This window comes from Streptomyces pallidus (ex Mingjun et al. 2026) (assembly GCF_051550185.1).
In the GTDB taxonomy this organism is placed as follows: domain Bacteria; phylum Actinomycetota; class Actinomycetes; order Streptomycetales; family Streptomycetaceae; genus Streptomyces.
Map to the genome: position 1 here is coordinate 508,752 of NZ_CP196181.1, position 18,030 is coordinate 526,781.

20 protein-coding genes are annotated in these 18,030 nt (G+C 73.7%); 9 read left to right on the forward strand and 11 right to left on the reverse strand.

What is annotated here, in order from left to right; genetic code table 11:
• Window positions 1-92: 92 nt before the first annotated feature.
• The 5 genes from ACSHWO_RS02555 to ACSHWO_RS02575 form a co-directional block, all read right to left on the reverse strand.
• Window positions 93-671 carry a TetR/AcrR family transcriptional regulator gene (locus ACSHWO_RS02555; protein ID WP_385839526.1) on the reverse strand — a complete coding sequence of 193 codons (579 nt, stop codon included), beginning with the start codon at window positions 669-671 and terminating at the stop codon, window positions 93-95.
• 10 nt (window positions 672-681) lie between these two features.
• Window positions 682-1,635: an SDR family NAD(P)-dependent oxidoreductase gene (locus tag ACSHWO_RS02560; protein ID WP_438309870.1), complete on the reverse strand. Its 954-nt coding sequence runs from the start codon at window positions 1,633-1,635 to the stop codon at window positions 682-684.
• Window positions 1,636-1,732: 97 nt separating this feature from the next.
• Entirely contained in the window at window positions 1,733-2,680 is a 948-nt protein-coding gene (locus ACSHWO_RS02565) for an NmrA/HSCARG family protein (RefSeq protein WP_438309871.1), read from the reverse strand.
• Window positions 2,681-2,832: 152 nt separating this feature from the next.
• Window positions 2,833-5,310: a CehA/McbA family metallohydrolase gene (locus ACSHWO_RS02570; protein WP_438309872.1), complete on the reverse strand. Its 2,478-nt coding sequence runs from the start codon at window positions 5,308-5,310 to the stop codon at window positions 2,833-2,835.
• Between the two features lie 96 nt (window positions 5,311-5,406).
• Window positions 5,407-6,198: an SDR family NAD(P)-dependent oxidoreductase gene (locus tag ACSHWO_RS02575; RefSeq protein WP_438309873.1), complete on the reverse strand. Its 792-nt coding sequence runs from the start codon at window positions 6,196-6,198 to the stop codon at window positions 5,407-5,409.
• Between the two features lie 156 nt (window positions 6,199-6,354).
• Between ACSHWO_RS02575 and ACSHWO_RS02580 the strand changes: the two genes are divergently transcribed.
• The 5 genes from ACSHWO_RS02580 to ACSHWO_RS02600 all read left to right on the forward strand — a co-directional run bounded on the left by ACSHWO_RS02580 (window position 6,355) and on the right by ACSHWO_RS02600 (window position 11,193).
• Window positions 6,355-6,978: a TetR/AcrR family transcriptional regulator gene (locus ACSHWO_RS02580; RefSeq protein ID WP_385839520.1), complete on the forward strand. Its 624-nt coding sequence runs from the start codon at window positions 6,355-6,357 to the stop codon at window positions 6,976-6,978.
• Between the two features lie 69 nt (window positions 6,979-7,047).
• A complete protein-coding gene (locus tag ACSHWO_RS02585; RefSeq protein WP_438309874.1) occupies window positions 7,048-8,268 on the forward strand; it encodes an FUSC family protein in 1,221 nt (406 codons plus the stop codon).
• A 67-nt stretch (window positions 8,269-8,335) separates the two neighbouring features.
• Window positions 8,336-8,836 carry a hypothetical protein gene (locus ACSHWO_RS02590; protein ID WP_385839518.1) on the forward strand — a complete coding sequence of 167 codons (501 nt, stop codon included), beginning with the start codon at window positions 8,336-8,338 and terminating at the stop codon, window positions 8,834-8,836.
• A 405-nt stretch (window positions 8,837-9,241) separates the two neighbouring features.
• Complete coding sequence (locus ACSHWO_RS02595; RefSeq protein ID WP_438309875.1) at window positions 9,242-10,318, forward strand: GlxA family transcriptional regulator; 1,077 nt, start codon at window positions 9,242-9,244, stop codon at window positions 10,316-10,318.
• 98 nt (window positions 10,319-10,416) lie between these two features.
• On the forward strand, window positions 10,417-11,193 hold the full coding sequence (locus tag ACSHWO_RS02600; RefSeq protein WP_438309876.1) for an MBL fold metallo-hydrolase: 777 nt from the start codon (window positions 10,417-10,419) through the stop codon (window positions 11,191-11,193).
• A 16-nt stretch (window positions 11,194-11,209) separates the two neighbouring features.
• On the opposite strand, the gene ACSHWO_RS02605 is transcribed toward ACSHWO_RS02600, so the two are convergent.
• The 3 genes from ACSHWO_RS02605 to ACSHWO_RS02615 are packed head-to-tail and all read right to left on the reverse strand — an operon-like array spanning window position 11,210 to window position 12,306.
• The gene (locus ACSHWO_RS02605) at window positions 11,210-11,644 is read right to left on the reverse strand and encodes a hypothetical protein (RefSeq protein WP_438309877.1); all 435 of its coding nucleotides are present in this window, start codon (window positions 11,642-11,644) and stop codon (window positions 11,210-11,212) included.
• Window positions 11,641-12,081, reverse strand: a complete 441-nt coding sequence (locus tag ACSHWO_RS02610) for a MarR family winged helix-turn-helix transcriptional regulator (protein ID WP_438309878.1) — start codon at window positions 12,079-12,081, stop codon at window positions 11,641-11,643. Before ACSHWO_RS02610 ends, ACSHWO_RS02605 begins: the two co-directional genes overlap by 4 nt.
• A gap of 51 nt (window positions 12,082-12,132) precedes the next feature.
• The gene (locus tag ACSHWO_RS02615) at window positions 12,133-12,306 is read right to left on the reverse strand and encodes a hypothetical protein (protein WP_438309879.1); all 174 of its coding nucleotides are present in this window, start codon (window positions 12,304-12,306) and stop codon (window positions 12,133-12,135) included.
• Window positions 12,307-12,805: 499 nt separating this feature from the next.
• On the opposite strand from ACSHWO_RS02615, the gene ACSHWO_RS02620 reads away from it, so the two are divergent.
• Window positions 12,806-13,015: a hypothetical protein gene (locus ACSHWO_RS02620; protein ID WP_438309880.1), complete on the forward strand. Its 210-nt coding sequence runs from the start codon at window positions 12,806-12,808 to the stop codon at window positions 13,013-13,015.
• 123 nt (window positions 13,016-13,138) lie between these two features.
• Window positions 13,139-14,137: an IS481 family transposase gene (locus ACSHWO_RS02625; RefSeq protein WP_438309881.1), complete on the forward strand. Its 999-nt coding sequence runs from the start codon at window positions 13,139-13,141 to the stop codon at window positions 14,135-14,137.
• Here ACSHWO_RS02625 and ACSHWO_RS02630 read toward each other — a convergent pair.
• Window positions 14,134-14,859, reverse strand: coding sequence for a DsbA family oxidoreductase (locus tag ACSHWO_RS02630; protein WP_385839511.1), 726 nt, complete (start codon window positions 14,857-14,859; stop codon window positions 14,134-14,136). The two genes, ACSHWO_RS02625 and ACSHWO_RS02630, sit on opposite strands and share 4 nt — an antisense overlap.
• A gap of 115 nt (window positions 14,860-14,974) precedes the next feature.
• Between ACSHWO_RS02630 and ACSHWO_RS02635 the strand changes: the two genes are divergently transcribed.
• A complete protein-coding gene (locus ACSHWO_RS02635) occupies window positions 14,975-15,205 on the forward strand; it encodes a hypothetical protein (RefSeq protein ID WP_438309882.1) in 231 nt (76 codons plus the stop codon).
• Here ACSHWO_RS02635 and ACSHWO_RS02640 read toward each other — a convergent pair.
• Together ACSHWO_RS02640 and ACSHWO_RS02645 are read right to left on the reverse strand one after the other, a co-directional pair.
• Window positions 15,179-16,315: an NADAR family protein gene (locus tag ACSHWO_RS02640; protein ID WP_438309883.1), complete on the reverse strand. Its 1,137-nt coding sequence runs from the start codon at window positions 16,313-16,315 to the stop codon at window positions 15,179-15,181. The genes ACSHWO_RS02635 and ACSHWO_RS02640 overlap by 27 nt on opposite strands.
• Window positions 16,316-16,375: 60 nt before the next feature.
• Complete coding sequence (locus ACSHWO_RS02645; protein ID WP_438309884.1) at window positions 16,376-17,083, reverse strand: TetR-like C-terminal domain-containing protein; 708 nt, start codon at window positions 17,081-17,083, stop codon at window positions 16,376-16,378.
• Window positions 17,084-17,275: 192 nt separating this feature from the next.
• Here ACSHWO_RS02645 and ACSHWO_RS02650 point away from each other — a divergent pair, with 192 nt between their 5' ends.
• Window positions 17,276-17,989, forward strand: coding sequence for a hypothetical protein (locus ACSHWO_RS02650; protein ID WP_438309885.1), 714 nt, complete (start codon window positions 17,276-17,278; stop codon window positions 17,987-17,989).
• The last annotated feature ends 41 nt before the right edge of the window (window positions 17,990-18,030 follow it).

The window sequence follows — 18,030 nt, forward strand, 5'->3', positions numbered from 1 at the left end:
GGCGGCCCGGCGACGGCGGCGGTGCTGGTCCACAGCACCCCGCCGGCCCCGGGCGCGTCCCGTCGGTGTACACGGCAGCCACCGGGCGGCGGTCACACGGGCCGGGGTACGGCCCGCAGGCCACCGAGCAGCGTGGCCAGGTAGCGGTGGGCGGTGTCGATGCGGTCCGCGGGATCGCCGCCGTGGACGTCGACCGCATAGGCGATACCGCACATGAGCGGGACGAGGTCGGCGGGGTCCAGGTCGGGGCGGACCGCGCCGGCGGCCCGCGCCCGGTCGACGAGGGTGGTGCCGACCGACCGGAGCACGACCTTGAGTTCCGTGGTGCGCGGCAGGGCGTCCGTGGCCGCGGCGGCGACGGGGGCCAGGGCCGCATCGCCGACCTGCGCTTCGACCGTGCGGAACAGGAAGCCCTCCAGCGCACGCCAGGGGTCGGAGTCGGCCAGTGCCTGCTCGCCGTGGGCGGCCAGGCCTTCGAGGCAGGGCGCGGCGACGGTCTCCAGCAGGGCCTCGGGCGTGGCGAAGTGCCGGTAGACGGTGCCGACCCCCAGTTCGGCGCGGCGGGCGACGTCGTTGAGCTGCAGCGGCACGCCCTGGTCGACCAGGGCGCGGGCTACGGAGACGATCCGGTCCCAGTTGCGGGCCGCGTCCTTGCGCAGGGGCGTGGTCATGACGGACATGTTAACCGGATGGCCGATCCGGATGGCCTCCGCAGCCGGTGTCGGCCCGGCGGCGCCGGACGGGCCAGGCGGTGGCGAGCGGCGCGTGCCGTTCGCTGAGTCGGCGCACGGCATCGGCGACGCGCGGGTCGGTCGCGGTGCGGATCGGCGGTTCCGGGCGGACCCCGGCCCCGATGAGGAGGCCGGTCCGGCCCGTCAGCGCCCGGTCGGTGGCGGCGGCGATCGAGGGCCTGGCGGCCACCGACGCCGGTCCCGAGGTGGAGCGTTCGAACCTGCGGCGCACCAGCGGCCACAGCAGCCGGAGCGCGGGCGAGACGATCTTCGGGTCGGTCAGGGTGCCGTCGGTCATGTCGGTCGCGGCGCCCCCGGGGTCGGCCGCGAACACCGATACGCCGGTTCCGTCGAGTCGTGCGGCGAGGTCGAGCGCGTAGGCGAGGTTGGCGAGCTTGGCGCGGCCGTACCAGTGGAAGCCGTAGTAGCCGCCGGGCGGTTCGACGGCGTCGAACACCCGCTTGGCGAGGCCGACCGCGCCCGAGGTCACGTTGACGATCCTGCTGGGCGCACCGGCGGTCAGCGTGGGCAGCAGCAGTTCCGTCAGCAGGTACGGCGAGAGGTGGTTGACGACGAAGGACGCCTCGACCCCGCCGAGGGTGCGCCGGTCGGGGAACATCGCCCCCACGTTGTTCACCAGCACCGTGAGCGGGTCGCCCGAGGCGGCGTGGTCGGAGGCTATCCGGTCGGCGAGCGCGCGGACCTCGTCGAGCGAGGCGAGGTCGGCGGGCAGGAACCGGGCCGGGTGGTCCGGGTGGGCGGCGTTGATCCGCTCGACGGCGCGGGCGCCGCGGTCGGCGTTGCGTCCGACCACGGTGACCGAGTGCCCGGCGGCGGCCAGCCCCAGCGCCGTTTCCCAACCGATGCCGGCGGTTCCTGCCGTGACGACCGCTGTCTTCCTCATGTGTTCCTCCCCGAGAGACATACGGATACTTCATCCGTTTGGCGTTGGGCAGGACGGTAGCACAGATCCGGATGACCTATCCGTTTCACTTCGAGGGTCAGCCCAGCCGGAACTCGTCGCGGTGCGCGGACAGCCACGTCCGGAAGTCCTGGAGGCCGGGGTGGAGGGCGCGGACGGCATCGAGGTCGCGGGCCGCGGTGAAGGTGTGCTCGCAGTCGGCGTAGTACTGGAACATGTTGCCGAACTCCTCCGCGCCGGGGAATCCGAGCGCGCGGAAGGCGTCCGGCGTCAGGGGCTCGTAGCGCACCGGCCTGCCGAGCACCTCGGTCATGGTCGCGGCCATCTCGGCGAGGGTGAGGTGCTCGCCGGCGATGCTGATCGTGGCGGCGATGAAGTCGGTCCCGCCCTTGAAGAGGGCCAGGGCGGTCTTGCCGACGTCGTCCACCGCGATGCCGGAGAGCCTGCGGTCCCCCATGGGATAGGTGAGTGCGTACGTGCCGTCCTCACCCTGGTGCGAGTCGAAGGCCGACAGCAGGTTCTCCCAGAAGAACGTGGTCCGCAGGAAGGTGGTGGGGACTCCGGCGTCGGTGAAGTAGTGGTCGGCCTCCGCCTTGGCGTCGAAGTGCGGCACGCTGTACGAGCCCTGCAGGGTCGGCATGCGGTCGTCGTCGACCGGAATGCACTCGCGGGTGTCCTCCAGGGTGGACCAGATCGCGTGCTGCACCCCGGCGTGTCCCGCCGCCCGGGCCAGGGCCTGCGCCTGCGCCTGCTCGTGGGCCGCGGACATGTCCTCCCAGAAGTTGGTCACCAGGAAGGCGCCGTAGGCGCCGTCCAGGGCCGGCCGGAGGCTCTCTTCGTCGTCGAGGTCGGCGCGGACGACCTCCGCGCCGAGCCGCTCCAGCTCGCGGGCCCGGTCCGATTCCGGACTGCGGGTCACGGCCCTGACCGCGAAACCGCCGCCCTCGTCCGCCAGGACGGCCCGGGCCAGCGCTCCGCCCTGGTGCCCCGTCGCGCCGAACACGGTGATGATCCGCCTGCCGTCCATCGCCAGTACCTCTTCCCTGCCGCAACCGAAGCCACCCACAGAATCTGGTAGCGAAACCTACGGTTGCGGGGGCCCGCATCCGTGCCGCACACGCCGACGAACCGGCGCAAGACGCCCACTGGGGCCGACGCGGCGTCGGGGGAGGGAGCCCCTCAGCCCGCGCTGATGGCCGCGACGTGGGCCGTCCCGTCGCGCAGGGCGGTGATGCGGACCTGCCCGGCCCGGAACGCGTCGCGGCCGTTCGGGCCGGGGACCTGCACGAAGCCGGCCCAGGAGCCGTCCGGCCTCCGGGTGTCGTGCCAGACGTTGCCGTCGCGGCCGACCGCGACGACCCGGGCCGAGCCGTCGGGCATGCCCGCGATGTCGACGTCGCTGGCCCCCATGGTGGGCGTGGTGACTCCGCGCAGGGGCCGGAAGCCGGTCCACGTGCCGTCCGGGCGGCGCACCTGGTGGTGGACCGTGCCGTCGAGGCCGATGGCGAGCACCTGGGCGGACCCGTCCGGCAGCCCGGTGATCGCGAGGGCCTGACCCGAGAACGTGGGTGCTCCGCCGGCCCCGGCGAGACGCCCCCACCCCGTCCAGGTCCCGTCGGCGCGCCGGATGCAGTGCTGCATGGCTCCGTCGGTGCCGTAGGCGACGAGCTGCGCGGACCCGTCGGGCATGGCGGCGATCGCCGCCCTCGTCGCGCCCCAGCGGCCGGTCGGGGAGCCACCGGGCACGGCCCGGAAGCGGGTCGGGGCGCCGCCGGGGCCGCACCGCTGGTGGTACAGCGTGCCGTCCGTGCCGACCGCCACGATCTGGCCGGTACCGTCCGGGAACCCGGCTATCGCGGCGTCGAGGACGGTGAACCCGCTCTGGCCGTCGGGCCCGGTGAGCCGCTGCCAGGGGCTCACCGCGTTCGCCCTCTTGCGGGTGGTCAGCCACAGGCTGTTGTCGGTGCCGAGGCCCAGCGTCGGGAGCGAGCCGTCGGGCAGGCCGGCGACGGCGGTGCCGACCCCGTTGGACGACGGCGCGTTCTGCGCACCGGGCAGCGGCCGCACGCTGCTCCACGAGCCGTCGGGCGCCTGTTGCGTCACGCAGAGGGTGCGCTGCTCGACGGCGTACGGGGGCAGGCTCGCGGTGTGGAACCAGACGGGGTTGGTGACCGCCACCATCTGGTCGAGGGTCGTCGAGGCGGGTTCCAGGCGCCGGACTTCGGCGCGGGCGAAGAGGGAGGCCTTGCCCCAGCCGCGCCAGTGCAGCCGGCCCGTTCCGTCGCTGCCGGTCCTGGTCGCGGCCATGATGCCCCACTCGGTGTGGAGCGTGATGACGGCGTCCGGGGCTCCTGACACGTCCACCGTGACGTCGACGGCGTCGAACAGGGACAGCGGCAGCTCCTCCCCCGGGCCGGCCGTCGCGCCGTGGGCCCGGGCGGTGAAGTCCACGGTCACGCCGGCGTGTTCGGCGGCGTACGACCTGCCCCTGCGCAGGGCGTCCAGGACGTCGGCGCGGGACAGGCTGGCGGCGTTGACGACGTTGTGCGGCTGCCCGACGACGTCGCTCGGACTGTGGGCGTCGCTGTTGCCGAGGCCCGCGATGCGCTTGCCCAGGCAGAGCATGGTGTGCCAGACGGCGATGTCGGCCGCGTCGTCCAGCGTCCACGGCCCGTTCCACACCTCCAGCGCGTCGACGCGGTCGAGCCCGAACTCCCAGAGCGCGCCGGGTCCCGGGGTCATGGGGTGGGCGGCGACGGCCAACCCGCCGAGGCCGTGGACGCGCCGGACGTGCCGGTCGAGCACCCCGCCGTCGGCGGGCGCGTAGTGCCAGTCCACCCACTCGCCCTGGGGCAGGCCGACCGCCAGCCAGTGGCCGTGCCTGGTGGTGACCTCCTCGGCGTTGAGGACGAGCAGGTCCGTGGGGACGTTCCCGCGCCAGGAGACCCCGGTGGAGCTGGTGTTGTGGTCCGATGTGGCGATGAAGTCCATCCGGGCGGCGCGGGCGGCGTCGACGAGCTGGTCCACCGTGCGGCGGCCGTCGGAGTGGACGGTGTGGAGGTGGAGGTCCCCGCGGTACCAGCCGCGGCCGCGCCCGGGCACCGCCGCGGGCAGGTCGTCGTACGGGAGCTCCGGCAGCTGCTCGCCGTACTCCAGCGTGACGGTGATCTGCCAGTCCATGCCGCCGGGCGTGTTCACGATCGGGCCGAGGGCGACCGACCACCTGCCGGCCTGGACGGGGCCGGGGACGTAGCCAGGGGTGGCGTCCGAGCCGGAGAGGGTGAACTCGCGGCGCGCCCCACCCGACCAGCCGCGGAAGCCGGTCGGGCCGAACATGCCGAGGTCGAGGACGCCGTCCGCGGCGTCGAACGCCGCGGAGACGGAGATGCGCCGGACGCCCTCCGGGACCTCGAAGTCGACGGACGCCCACTGGTCGAAGCCGAACGGGGAGTGGCCGTCGTAGGTGGTGGTCGCTCCGCGGTTGCCCCGCGGGACCATGTCGGCCCGTGCGAGGTCAGCGGGAACCGTCGCGGCGAGGCCGCCGGCGGCGAGGAGTGTGCCGAGGCGCAGGAGGTCCCGGCGTCCGACGCGGGACCGGTGGTCGTGGCGTGCAACGGGGCGCGGGACCAAGCCGTCCAGGTCGTCCAGGTCGTCCATCGGGTCGCCTTTCCCTTTTCCGGTGTCGGGGGGCGGGGCTGCGGGGCAAGGGGGGGGCGTGCGGGGTGGGCGGGGGCGCGGGTGGGTGCGGGTACGTCAGCGGGTGTCGCGTTGGGCGCTGACCATGACCGCCATGGTGCGCTCGACACCCATCCGGCCCTGTACCTTCTCGGCGAATCCGGGGAACTGCCCGGCGATGGCACTGAGCAGCTTCAACTCCCCCGGCGCCACGTTCAGCTCGCACAGGTTCCGCTCCACGGCGCGGATCACGCCGGCGGACACCTGAGCCGGGGAGACCGTGCGCATGCCGGCCGGGGGCCTGGCGCCCGTCGCGGCGAACATGCCGGCCTCGCGCACGAACCCGGGCTGGACGAGGGACACGCCCACGCCCGTGCCGCGCAGGTCCTGGCGGAAGGCGAGGGCGAAGCCGCGCAGGCCGAACTTCGTCGCGTTGTAGAGCGAGGAGGACTTGCTGGCCGCCTTGCCGGAGATGGATCCGACGAAGGCGATGTGGCCCCGGCCCGCCTTCAGCATGCGGGGGGCGAGCAGGCGCGCCAGCAGCACCGGTGCGTGCAGGTTGACGGCGAGGGCCCGTTCGACCTGGTCGGGGGTGTACTCCAGCACGTCCCCGCTGGACGGCAGCGCCGCGTTCGCGACGAGCACGTCGACATCGGCGCACTCCTGCGCGAGGCGCTCCACGTCGGACGGGTCGGCGAGGTCCGCGACGACGGCGCGCGCGCCGAACCGGTCCGCGACGGCCTTCAGGGCGTCCTCCCTGCGCCCGGTGAGGACCAGGCTCGCGCCCTTCGCGGCCAGCGCTCCGGCGAGTGCCGTCCCGAGTCCGCCGGTGGCCCCGGTCAGCAGAACCGTCGATCCGTTGACACGCATCCGTACCACCCTCTCCGTTGTTCGTTCGAACGAACTGGACCATAGAGGAGGGGTATCCGACGTGTCCATGCCATGGGCGGGCCGATACCCGCGCGCCGTTCCCGAGTTGGCACCCGGCCCGTCGGGCGAGATCGCCCGGGTGCGACCATTGCGGGCATGGAGAAGGCAGCCGACACCCGCCAGGGCATCATCGATGCCGTCCTTCGCATCATCGGCGACGAGGGCATCGCCGCGCTGAGCAACCGGCGAATCGCGAAGGAAGCACAGGTGTCGCTGGGCTCCGTCACCTACCACTTCGCCACCCAGCACGAACTGCTCCGCGAAAGCCTGCTGCACTTCGTGGCCCAGGAGACCCGGCGCCTCACCGAACTGGCCGAGAACTGCGCCACCGCGGACGGCCTCGACGCCGAGGGCGCGGCCGAGCTGGTGGCGACGGTCGCGGGAGGGACCGCCTTCGACAGCCGGCACATCGCGCCGTTCGAGCTGTACATCCAGGCGGGGCGCGACGAACGGCTCCGGGCCGCCGCGGCCGAGTGCTTCGCCGCGTACGACCGGCTCGCCTGCGGCGTCCTGGAACGGCTCGGCCTGCCGGACCCGCAGCGCCTGGCCGGTGCCGTCGTGGCGCTGGTCTTCGGACAGCAGCTGAGGCGGCTGGCCACCGGTTCGCCGGCCGAGGAGCTCGTGGACACGATCCTGCTGCTGACGGGCGGCGCGACCGCGGACCCGGACGCCTGCGGCACGGCCCTGCGTACCGCCGTCCCGGGCAGCCGAACGGCCTGACCCCCCTCCGAGGAGGGGAAAACGGCGGCGACTGCGTCACCGGGCGCCCGTGGGGGAATGCGCGCAGGTATGCCGGAAATGATCAGCACCCTCACCCGTATCGCCGACCGCCGTCGCGAGCCGGTCGCCGTCCAGGCCCTGCGTTCCACCGGGGCAGCCGTCATCAGCTACGTGATCGCGCTACGGCTGAGCAGCGAGCCGGCCCCGCTCACCGCACCGCTGACCGCGCTGCTCGTCGTCCAGGTCACCCTCTACTCCACCCTGACCACCGGCATCCGGAGGGTGAACTCCGTGGTCGCCGGCGTCCTGATCGCCATCGGCTTCAGCGCGCTGGTCGGACTCACCTGGTGGAGCCTGGGCCTGGTCATCCTGGCGTCGCTGCTCGTGGGCCATCTGGTCCGGGTGGACGAGTTCGTCCCCGAGGTCGCGATCAGCGCCATGCTGGTCCTCGGCGTCACCCAGGTCGCGGACACCGCGTGGGACCGGGTCCTGGAGACGCTGATCGGAGCAGCCGTCGGAATGCTGGTCAACCTGCTCGTCGCCCCGCCGGTCTGGGTCGGCCCGGCCAGCGAAGCGATCACCGACCTCGCGGCGCGCATGAGCCGGCTGCTGGGCCACATCGGCGAGGAACCGCTCGGCCCGGCCAAGGTGGAGCAGGCTGCGGCCCGCCTCCACGAGGCGCGCCGGCTCGACAACGACATCGCACAGGTGGACGCCGCCCTCCGGCAGGCCGAGGACAGCCTCCGGCTCAACCCGCGGGTCAAGGAGGGCCTGCTCTTCCGGCTGGTGCTGCGCACGGGCCTGGACACGTTGGAGATCTGCGCGGTCGTCCTGCGCGTGGCCTGCCGTACGCTGACCGACCTGGCCAAGGCCCGCCCCGACAGCCCGCTGTTCACGGCCGAGGTCCGGGGCGCACTGCGGGAGGTGCTCGGGCACACGGCCACGGCGGTGGAGAGCTTCGCCCAGCTCATCACGGCCCAGGTCAGCGCCAACGCGGAGGAGGCCGAGGCCCGGCTGACCGGGGAGCTCGACGTGGCCCGGGCGAGCCGGGACCGGCTCGCCCGCCTCCTCCTGGCCCGGATCGGGGAGGACCCGGCCCAGTGGCAGCTCCAGGGGGCGCTGCTCGCCGAGATCGACCGGGTGCTCGACGAGTTGGGCGTGGACAAGCGCTCCGAGCGCCTGCTGGAAGAGCTCGACCGCCACACCCGTACCCGGCGCAGCCGGCGCCTCACGTCCCGTCTGCGCCGTCGACGCGCCGGCGGCGAGCAGGAAGAGCGCGAGGGCGCGTGAGGCGGCGCGTCGCCACCACCAGGCCTCGCTCCGGCGCCCGCGCGGGCCGAAGCCCTACGGTGTGGACGTGACCGAAGAGGAGATGACCGTCGAGGAGACCGCGGCCCGGCTGAAAGAACGGCTGTACGCGACGATCACGATGATCTCCGTGGTCATCGGCCTCGGCGCCGGCGGCCACGTGGACGCGGCGGACGCGGCACTGACCGTCGTCACCGCCTCGGTGGGCCTGTGGCTCGCCGCCCTCACCGCCGACCAGCAGGCGCACCGCGTCGTGCACGGAACCCTCGCCACCGGACGGGAGCTGCGCTCGCTGCTGTTCGTCAGCAGCCCGCTCCTGCTGTCCGCGGTGGGCCCGCTCCTCCTGATCGGCGTCTCGGCGCTCGGGGTGATGGCGCTGGACACCGCCCTGGCGACGGCCGCAGCGGTGAACGTGGGCACCCTCTTCGCCTGGGGCTGCTACGGCGGCGTCCGGATGGGCAGCGGCACCCTCGCCGCCCTGGTGGCCGGGGGCATCGACGCGGCGATCGGCACCGCGGTCGCGCTCGTCAAAGCCGCCGCCGGCCACTGACGTCCTGGGCGCGCGGTCGGACCCGGCGGCGCTCCCCCCACTCGGACGAGACGGCGCGGTCCTCGGTCCAGCCCACCAGGGCGGCCGCTCGACCCGCGATGCCGCCGCGTGCCGGCCGGCCGTCGCCGCCGGATCGAGTGCGGGCAGCGGCTGCGCCGGCACGACGCCGTTCGAGGGGGAGGCGACCAGGCGTGCCCGGTCGCGGCGGGTTTCCAGCTCGTGGATCAGCGTTTCCGGAGCGCGTGGGTCCGACGTACACGGTGCGGTCCAGGGACGGCCGCGATGCTCCCGGCTGCGGGGGGTCGTGGTCGACGCGCACCCGCCCGCGGCCACGGCCCGGGCATGGCCGTTTCTGACAGGAACGGGTCGTTGCGGACGGGCCTGCTCCGGGATGAGGATCGTGGCATGGCCGAAACGCGCAGAGTCGTCATCGCAGCTTTCCCGGGCGTCGAGTTGCTGGACGTGACCGGGCCCGCCGAGGTGTTCTCCGTCGCGTCGCGCCTGCTGGCGCCCACCGGGCCCGGGTACCGGGTGGAGATCGCGGCCGCGGCCGCCGGGGAACTGCGCACCTCCGGCGGGGTGCGCCTGGTGGCCGACGTGGCGTTGGACGACGTCGGCGACGGGGTGGACACGCTGCTGGTGGCGGGTGCGATGGAGCAGTCGGAGGGACGGATCGCGGCGGTGGTGGACCCGGTCGTGGCGGACTGGCTCGCCCGCACCGCTCCGGGGGCGCGTCGTGTCGCCGGGATGTGCGCCGGCGCGCACCTGCTGGCCTCCACGGGGATGCTGGACGGCCTGCCCGCGACCACGCACTGGTTGACGGCCGATCAGCTCGCCGCGGCGCATCCCGCGGTCGCGGTCGACCCCGACCCGATCTTCGTACGGGCGGGGCGGGTGTGGACGTGTGCCGGGGTCACGGCCGTGCTGGACCTGGCGCTCGCCATGGTCGCGGAGGACCACGGTCAGGCACTGGCCGTGGAGGTGGCCCGCGCCATGGTGATGTACGTCAAACGGGCGGGCGGGCAGAGTCAGTTCAGCGTTCCGCTGTCCGTGCAGGCTTCGGCCGACGACGACCGCGTCGACGAGCTGCGCGCCTGGATCCAGGAGCACCTGGCCGAGGACCTTCCCGTGCCGGTGCTCGCCGACCGGCTGCACCTGAGCGTGCGGCACTTCGGGCGGCTGTTCCGCCGCCGCACGGGGCGGACGCCGGCCGCGTACCTGGAGGCGGTACGGCTGGAGGCGGCGCGACGTCTGCTGGAGGAGAGCGACCGCGGGCTGCCGGAGGTCGCCGCCCGGACCGGGCTGGGCTCGGTGGAGACCCTGCACCGCGTCTTCCGCAAGCGGCTGGGGACCACCCCGGCCGAATACCGGCGCCGGTTCCGCTCACCCGACGCGCCGACCGAGACCCCCGGCGCACCCGACACGCCTGCGGCCCCTGCCGGGCCCGCCGTCTGCGCGCCTCCCGCCGCCCGGGCCTTCTGAGCCTTCGCAGCGCGTCCTCACCGCACCGCCACGGTTCGCCGGGCGGTGGGTCGCTCCGCGCTGCCGTCCCACCACGCGCACACACCGAGGAGAACCCCATGTCCCGCACCAAGGTCGTCGCGATCCCCGTCCTGGGCAAGCACGCCGTCAACGCCTACCTGCTGCTGGGCCGCCGGCCGGTCATCGTCGACGCGGGCACGCCGGGCAGCGGCGCCCTGATCCGCGACGCCGTGGCCCGCCACGGCGTCGACCCCGCCGACATCGCGCTGATCGTGATCACCCACGGGCACATCGACCACTTCGGTTCCGCCGCCGAACTGGCCCGCCTGACCGGAGCGCCCGTCGCCGGCCACGCCGCCGACGTGCAGACGTTCCGCAGTGGCCGCGCCCGCGAACCCCTGCTGCCGACCGGCCCGATGGGCCGACTGATGGACCGCAACCCGAAGCTGCACGCCACCGCCGAACCCTTCGAACCCGAGGTCCTGGTCCGCGGGGAGACGAGCCTGCACGACTTCGGGATCGACGGCCGCATCATGCCCACGCCCGGCCACACCGCCGGCTCGATCTCCGTCCTCACCGACGACGGAGACCTGGTCGCCGGCGACCTCGTCGCGAACTCCTTCATGGGTCTGATCCCCGGCCGTCCCGCCAATCCGCCCTTCCACGACGACCCGCAGCAGAACCTCGCCAGCCTGCGCGAGATGCTCGCGCTCAAGCCGACCCGGCTGTACGTCGGCCACGGCACCCCGCTGGACCCCCGGCGCGTCGCGACCTGGGCCTCGGCGGAGCAGCGGCGCCTGGACGCACGGGCCGCTGCCGGCCGGCTGCGCGTGCGGACCCCCGACACCGCGGCCCCCCGGGACCTCGGGCGGTGACCGGCCGGTCCGGGACTCAGGCGCCGGCGTGCTGCCAGGGGAACGGGCTGCGGTCGGGTTCGACCCAGCCGGTCCTGGCCCGGGTGCCGGCCAGGGTGGCGGGGTGGTAGTAGCGGGTCAGCAGCTTCTTGTCGAGCAGCGCCGGGTGCCGGTGGGCGAACGCGTCGAAGTCGGCGGTGTCCGTTCCGTCTGCGTGGTGGCCCACCAGCTCCACCCAGGCGCGGCTGACGGTGGCGTTGTACTTCTGCGGGGCGCCCGCGTAACGGGCGGTGCGCCGGATACCGTCGCTGACCAGGTCCACCGCTGCGCCGGTTCCGTGGCGTCGGACGGCCAGCCAGGTCAGCTGGACGTGCTGGCGGTGCCCGAAGTGTTCGGCGGTGGCCATGACCTCTGCCATGAGTTCCGCGAACGGTGACGGGTCCTCGTGCACCTGCTGCGTCTCGGTGGTCATGATCCCGGTCCCTTCTCGATCAGCGCGTCCAGCACGGCGTGGAAGCCGGCCACGGCCCCGGCGGGCAGGCCGTGCAGCGCGCGGCCTTCGAGATCGGCGAGGGTTCGGCTGATCTCGGCGGCTGCCGCGCGCCCGGACGCGGTGAGTTCGATGCGTACGGAGCGGCGGTCCCCCGCCTGCTTGCCGCGGGTGATGTGTCCGCGCCGCTCCAGCCGGTCCAGCACACTGGTGAGCGTGGTGGGCCGGCTGCCCACGGCGGCCCCGAGCCGGGAGACGGTCCGACCGTGGCCGTCGGCCAGGTTGGCCAGGGCGTTGATCTCGGCCGCGGTCAGTTCGAGGTGGGCCAGTTCGGTGGTGATCAGGTGCAGCGTGGCGTGGGTGGCGCGCTGCAGGGCCAGGAGCACCGACTGCTCGGCGGGCATCGATTCAGAACTCACGATTTCGGATAATACGATATCGCAGTAACGGCCGGCGGGCGAGGGCGGAGGTCAGTCTCCGCCGCCTCCCCCGCCCCCGCCGCAGGACGAACCGCAGGAGGATCCGCCGCCGCAGGAGTCGCCGCCACCCCACAGGCCCTTACGCCGCTTCGACCTCCCGCCCCCGCGCAGCACCTGGAAGACCACCACGACGATGACCACTGCCATGGTCAGTACGACTTCCATCGCTCGACCCCCGTTTCTCTCCGTTCCGGTCGTAGGGGCACGATGCCCCGGGCGGTGGCGCCCCCAAGCCCGGGTTGAGCAACTTCAGAGCTTCCGCGACCAGGCGGAGCCGGTACCTCCTGGCGGGCCTGGTGCTGGCGCTGGCGGCCCTGCTGATCGGCCCCGCGAACGACGCGCGGGGGCGGGGTCAGCGGCCGCCCTCCGGGACTGCCTTCGCCTGGCTTCCCCGGCCCCCGGGCCGCGTCCGGGAACCCCGTGCGGTACCCGTTCCGCAGCCCCGACGGCGGATCGGTCCTGGACCGGCAGGTCACCGCAGCCGGGGTCTGGGAAGTCGGCACGGACCGCGGCGGCACCCACTACGGGCTCCTGCCGGCTGGATCGAGGACACCCGGGTCTCCGGCGGTCAGGACGTGCGAGGACGAACTGATGCAGGGTGCCGAGGGCTGCTTGCGGACCTGGGAGCACAGCCGCGGCCACACCACTGCGGGCGGTGTGGAAGGTGCTGCGCCACCCCGCGCCCGGCACGGTCCGGCTCGACGAGTGCACGGCGGCCGAGCACTCGCTGCTGACCCGCGACCCGGGTTGCGAGGGCCCGTACACGAGGGAGGGCCTCCTCGGCTACGCCGCCCCGACGACGACGCCGTCCCCCCATCCCCCGGGCTGCGCGCGCCGGAGGGAGACGGGGGCGCCGAAGGTCCGCCGCGGCTAGCTGTTCTGTCCGGGGAGGTTGTGTACAGGTGATGCAGGTCTCGGTTGGAGCATCTTGAACGGGTGAGGGCCTTCCGGGTTCGGTGTGGATTGCGACATCTCCACCGAACGACAGAAGGCCCTCATGCCCCACCGTAATGCACCCCTGACCGAGACCGGTCGTCTGCGCCTGGCCCGCTGCGTCGTCGAGGACGGCTGGCCCTTGCGGAGGGCAGCCGAGCGTTTCAGGGTCTCGCCGACCACGGCCCAGCGGTGGGCGGTCCGCTACCGGGCCCTGGGTGAGGCCGGCATGGCAGACCGGTCCTCCCGCCCCTTGCACAGCCCTCGCCGCACGCCGACCCGCACCGAGCGCCGGATCATCAAGGTCCGTCTCGCCCGCCGGTGGGGCCCGGCCCGCATCGCGTATCTGCTGGGGCTGGTGCCCTCGACCGTCCACCGGGTCCTGGCCCGGTTCGGCCTGGCCCGCCTGGCGCACCTGGACCGGGCCACCGGCCGGCCCATACGCCGCTACGAACGCGAGCGGCCCGGGGAACTGGTCCATGTGGACATCAAGAAGCTCGGCAACATCCCCGACGGCGGCGGACACAGAACCCTCGGCCGTGCCCGCGGCGGCCGCAACAGCTCGGCACACCGGGACCCCGCCCGGCCCCGCACCGCCCACGGCCGCCCCAACCTCGGCTACAGCTACCTCCACACCGCCGTCGACGACCACTCCCGCCTGGCCTACAGCGAGATCCTGGCCGACGAGACCAAGGAGACCGCCACCGCGTTCTGGACCCGCGCACAGGCATTCTTCGCCGACGCCGGGATCACCGTCGAACGGGTCCTGACCGACAACGGCTCCTGCTACCGCTCCCACACCTGGCGGGACACCCTGGCCGCGGCCGGGATCGCCCACAAGCGAACCCGGCCCTACCGGCCCCAGACCAACGGCAAGGTCGAACGCTTCAACCGCACCCTCCTCGACGAGTGGGCCTACGCCCGCCCTTACCGGTCAGAGACCGAACGGCGCGAGGCATTCCCGCAGTGGCTGCACTCCTACAATCACCACCGCGGACACACCGCACTCGAAGGCAAGCCACCCTCCAGCCGCGTCCCCAACCTCACAGGGCAATACAGCTAGCGGGCGGCTGCGGTGGCGTCCGCGTTCACGTCCGCGTCCGCGTACAGGGCGTCGAGGAGTTCGTCGGCCCAGTCGGTGCTGTACGCGTCCAGCCTCGGGAAGCCGCCCTCGTACGGGGAGCGGGTCCAGGTGAAGGTGGCGCCGGGGTTGTGGCTGGCGTAACCGTCCGCGGCGAACAGGTGCGGGCTGCCCTGGATGCCCGGGCCCTGGGCGATCCGCCACTGCTCGTACACCTCGGCACGGCCGCTCCCGCGAGCCAGGGCGGCCGCCAGGGCCTCGGCGTCCACGTGCTCGCACCCCTCGGCGAGTTCGAGGATCACCGAGTGGAGGCTGATGCACTTGCTGTCGACGTAGAACGCCGTGCGCAGCGCGCGGTCCAGCTCGTCGCTGCCGCGCAGCCCGCCGATCGCCGGGTCCTTGGCGGCCTGCACCGCCTCCAGGGCGGGCAGGGTGGTCACGGGGTAGGTCTCGGGCCGGCCGCTCCACAGCCGCCATCCCAGCTCGGGGCGGTTCGCGGCGATGGTCACGATCTCCGGGTCGACGATGAACTTCGGGGTGGGCTCGCTGTTGAACAGCTCCAGCGGGAAGGCCCGGTGGTCTATCTGCAGGTCCAGCTGCCGCCGGTCGACCGCGTCGTTCAGGGTGTGCAGGGCGAGGCTCGCCCACGGGCAGCCGATGTCGGACCAGACGGTCACCGTAGGGCTGTTGGTGTGCGTCGGCACGTTCTCCTCCGAAGGTAGTACGAGGCCCCCGGCCGCTTCGTTGCGGCCGGGCGCGCACGCCGATCACAACCCGGGCCGGTCCCGCAGGTCCATCGGCGACGGGGCAGTCCGTCAGGTGACGGGTGCTACTCGGGCGGCGCCTTCCCGAACGCGCAGCCGCGGCCGCCCCGGCTTCACCGGCCGGGACGGGGAACTGCGCGGTCCGGGCCGCTCCGAGCAGGCGGTCTTCGTCCTCAACACGGCGGCGGCCGTGTTCCGCGCGACCGACGACCCCGGCCTCGAATCCCTGGCACGAACCGGCGCGGCCCGACCCGGCCTGCTACGCCCGGGCTTCGTCGGCCCCTGAGGGACCGGCCCGGTGGGCCTGGAGTTCGGAGCGGACGAGCTCCAGCAGGCGGCCCGACCAGTTCCGGCCGCGGCCGCCGTTGTCCCCCCAGAAGTCCGAGTCCGCGTCGTCGTAGAGCACCGTCGCGTCGCCGGTGGCGAGGAGGACCGCGGCGAGGTCGGGGTGCTGTTCGTACTTGGCGCGCAGCAGCCGGGCCATGACCGCCGTCCGGACCTGCTCCCAGCCGTCGCGGCGCGCCGCTCCGGCCGCGAGGGTGCGGGCCTGGGCACCCGACTCCGCTGCCGTGACGCGGGCGCGGTCCGCGGGCGCGGCGACGGACAGGGCCCAGTACGCGTGCGCCGCCGAAGGGTGGGTGGTGCCGTCCACGGTGACCGCGGCCGGGTAGTCGTGGCGCAAGGCGCGCTTGTCCGGTTCCTCCAACGCACGCTGCGGGTACGAGTGGTACAGCTTCACCGCGGGAGCGAACGGCTTCGCCGCGCCGTCCGCAGGCACCCGCTTCGGGGCTTCGGCGATCCACCGGCCGCGCTCCTCGAAGTAGGCGAGGGCGTCCTCGTACTCCGCCTGCGTCACCCGCCCGTCGGCCGCGCCCGGCATCCGTCCGCCCGGACCGGCCACGAGGACGCGGAGCGGGCGGTCCTTGCGGTCCATGTCGCCGAGCGCGTAGCGGCGCACCGTCTCGGGTACGGCCAGGTAGGCGGCCCGGGCCGCGGCGCGGTTCGCCTCCGTCCGGTCGGCGAGGAAGACGTCCACGGCGGCGAGGCAGCGGCCGGTCGAGTCGGGGCGGCCGTTCAGCTCGTCGATCGTGTCGCGGACCTCGGCGAGCAGCAGCTCGGGCGTCAGCCAGGTCTGCGGCTCGCCGAACCTCCACGCGGCCAGGTGGTGGGCGGACGCGCGGCCGCCCTCGGGAAGGCTGGTGGCCACCCACCCGGTGCGGAGCTTCTCCTCGAACTCCTCCAGGGTGACGAGCTCCCAGCAGTCGACGAGGCCGTCCGCGTAGATGAACAGGTCCGTGAGGAAGTAGGAGCCGCCGTTGCAGATGAAGGCGTGCCGCCAGGTGCCGGGTATGCGGACGCCGTCCGCCGTGCGATGGGTGATCCGATTGCCGATCATCCCGCGATGATGCCGGTCGGAACGGTGGGAATGCATGCGAATTGTCGCGGGCCGGAAGGCTCAGTCGGTGGTGTCGCCGTCCAGGGGGACCTCCAGTCCGATGCTCTCGGCCGCCACGGCGACGGCGTAGTCGAAGAACGCGGCCTCGTCCTTCACGCTGTCGTGGGTGCGGCTGAAGACCTGGAACACCAGGAGCCCGATCAGATTGCTCCACAGGACGATGCCCCGCTCGATGACGTCCGAGAACGGGGCCTCGGGCACACCGCCGAAGAGCTCGACCGCCGCCGGCAGGAGCAGCGGCGTTCCGCGCAGCGCCCGCCGGGGCGGGGTGAGCTCGCCCGCCTCCAGCGCGGCCCTGACGATCCCGGCGAGCACCGCGGGGGTGCGGGAGGCGGGCAGGACCGTGTCCGGCGGGGCGTGGTAGCCCGGCACGGGCGAACCGTAGATCAGCGTGAACTCGCCCGGATGCGCGAAGGACCACGCCCGCAGTGCACGCGTGACCGCGAGGAGGCGGGCACCCGCCGACGCGCCGGCGTCTGCTGCGGCCCGGTCGGCCTGCTCCATCGCCGCACCGGAGGTGTCGTAGGCGTCGATGACCAGGGCGGTCAACAGGTCGTCCCGGTGCGGGAAGACGGCCTCCACGGCGGTACGGGCGAAGCCGCCGTCGCCGGCCACGGCGTCCGGGGAGAGCCCCGCGGCACCCAGCTCCGGCAAGAGGCGACGGGCGGCGTCCTTGACCACGGCACCCGATATCACGTTGTCATCCATGCGGAAACCGTACCTGGCACTGAACACGTGTATGCGGAGCGGCGTATGAGGTGTCGTCAGTTCCGGGTGTGATGGCCGTACCGTACGCGTCCGGTACGGGCCGGTGCTTCGGGGGGTGAAAAACGGGGAATCCGGGTCGGGGCGGTCGGAGGTCCCGCTACGGTGGCCGTGTCACCGCCCAGTGGAGGTCCAGTGCCAACGACCGTGGTGGGGTTCCGGCTCGGCTGCGATGCGCGGAGCCGGCAGGCGACCATCGTCCTGACCGAGTCCGGTGTCCTCCACCGCTCCAACGGTCCCCTGGGGTCGACGCCGAAGTCCGGTCGGCCCGACGCTCCCGCGTCCGTGGACCCCCACCCCGTGCCCCGGCAGGCCGCCAAGCTGCGGAAGCTGCACGCCGAGCTGACCGGTGCCGGGTTCAGCCGGGTACTGGTCCCGCCCGCCTGCGTACGGCTGGAGACCGACGAGCATCCGCTGCACGCCAAGCCGTACGGGGGCAATGCGCCGCCTCCGCATCCCGAACTGGTCGAGGAGTTCGTCGGCCTGGCACCCACCTCCTCGATGCCGCTCGACGAGGCGATCCGTGCCTTCTACACCGCCGTCGGCATCCCCTCCCGACCCCGCAACGCCGTCCCGGTGGGGTCGGCGGCAGCGCGGCCCTTCCCACCGCGCGTCGAGCGGGCCCTGCGCGCCCTCGCCCATGGCAATGCCCTCACCTCGTCGCCGCGGCGCGGCGTCGGATGGCGGGTCACCGCCGGCGGGGTCCGCCTGCACGTGGGGCCCTCCGGTGAGGCGCTCACCCGTCAGGAGGTCGCGGACCTCCAGGCCGCGCTGTCGGCCTGGTTGCGGCTGAACCCGCAGGGCCCGCAGGCCGTGGTCCCGGAATCGGGCTCGCAGGGGCCGGCGTGAGGGGCGTGCCCGTCGGCCTGACGCAGCCGCTGGACGCCGTG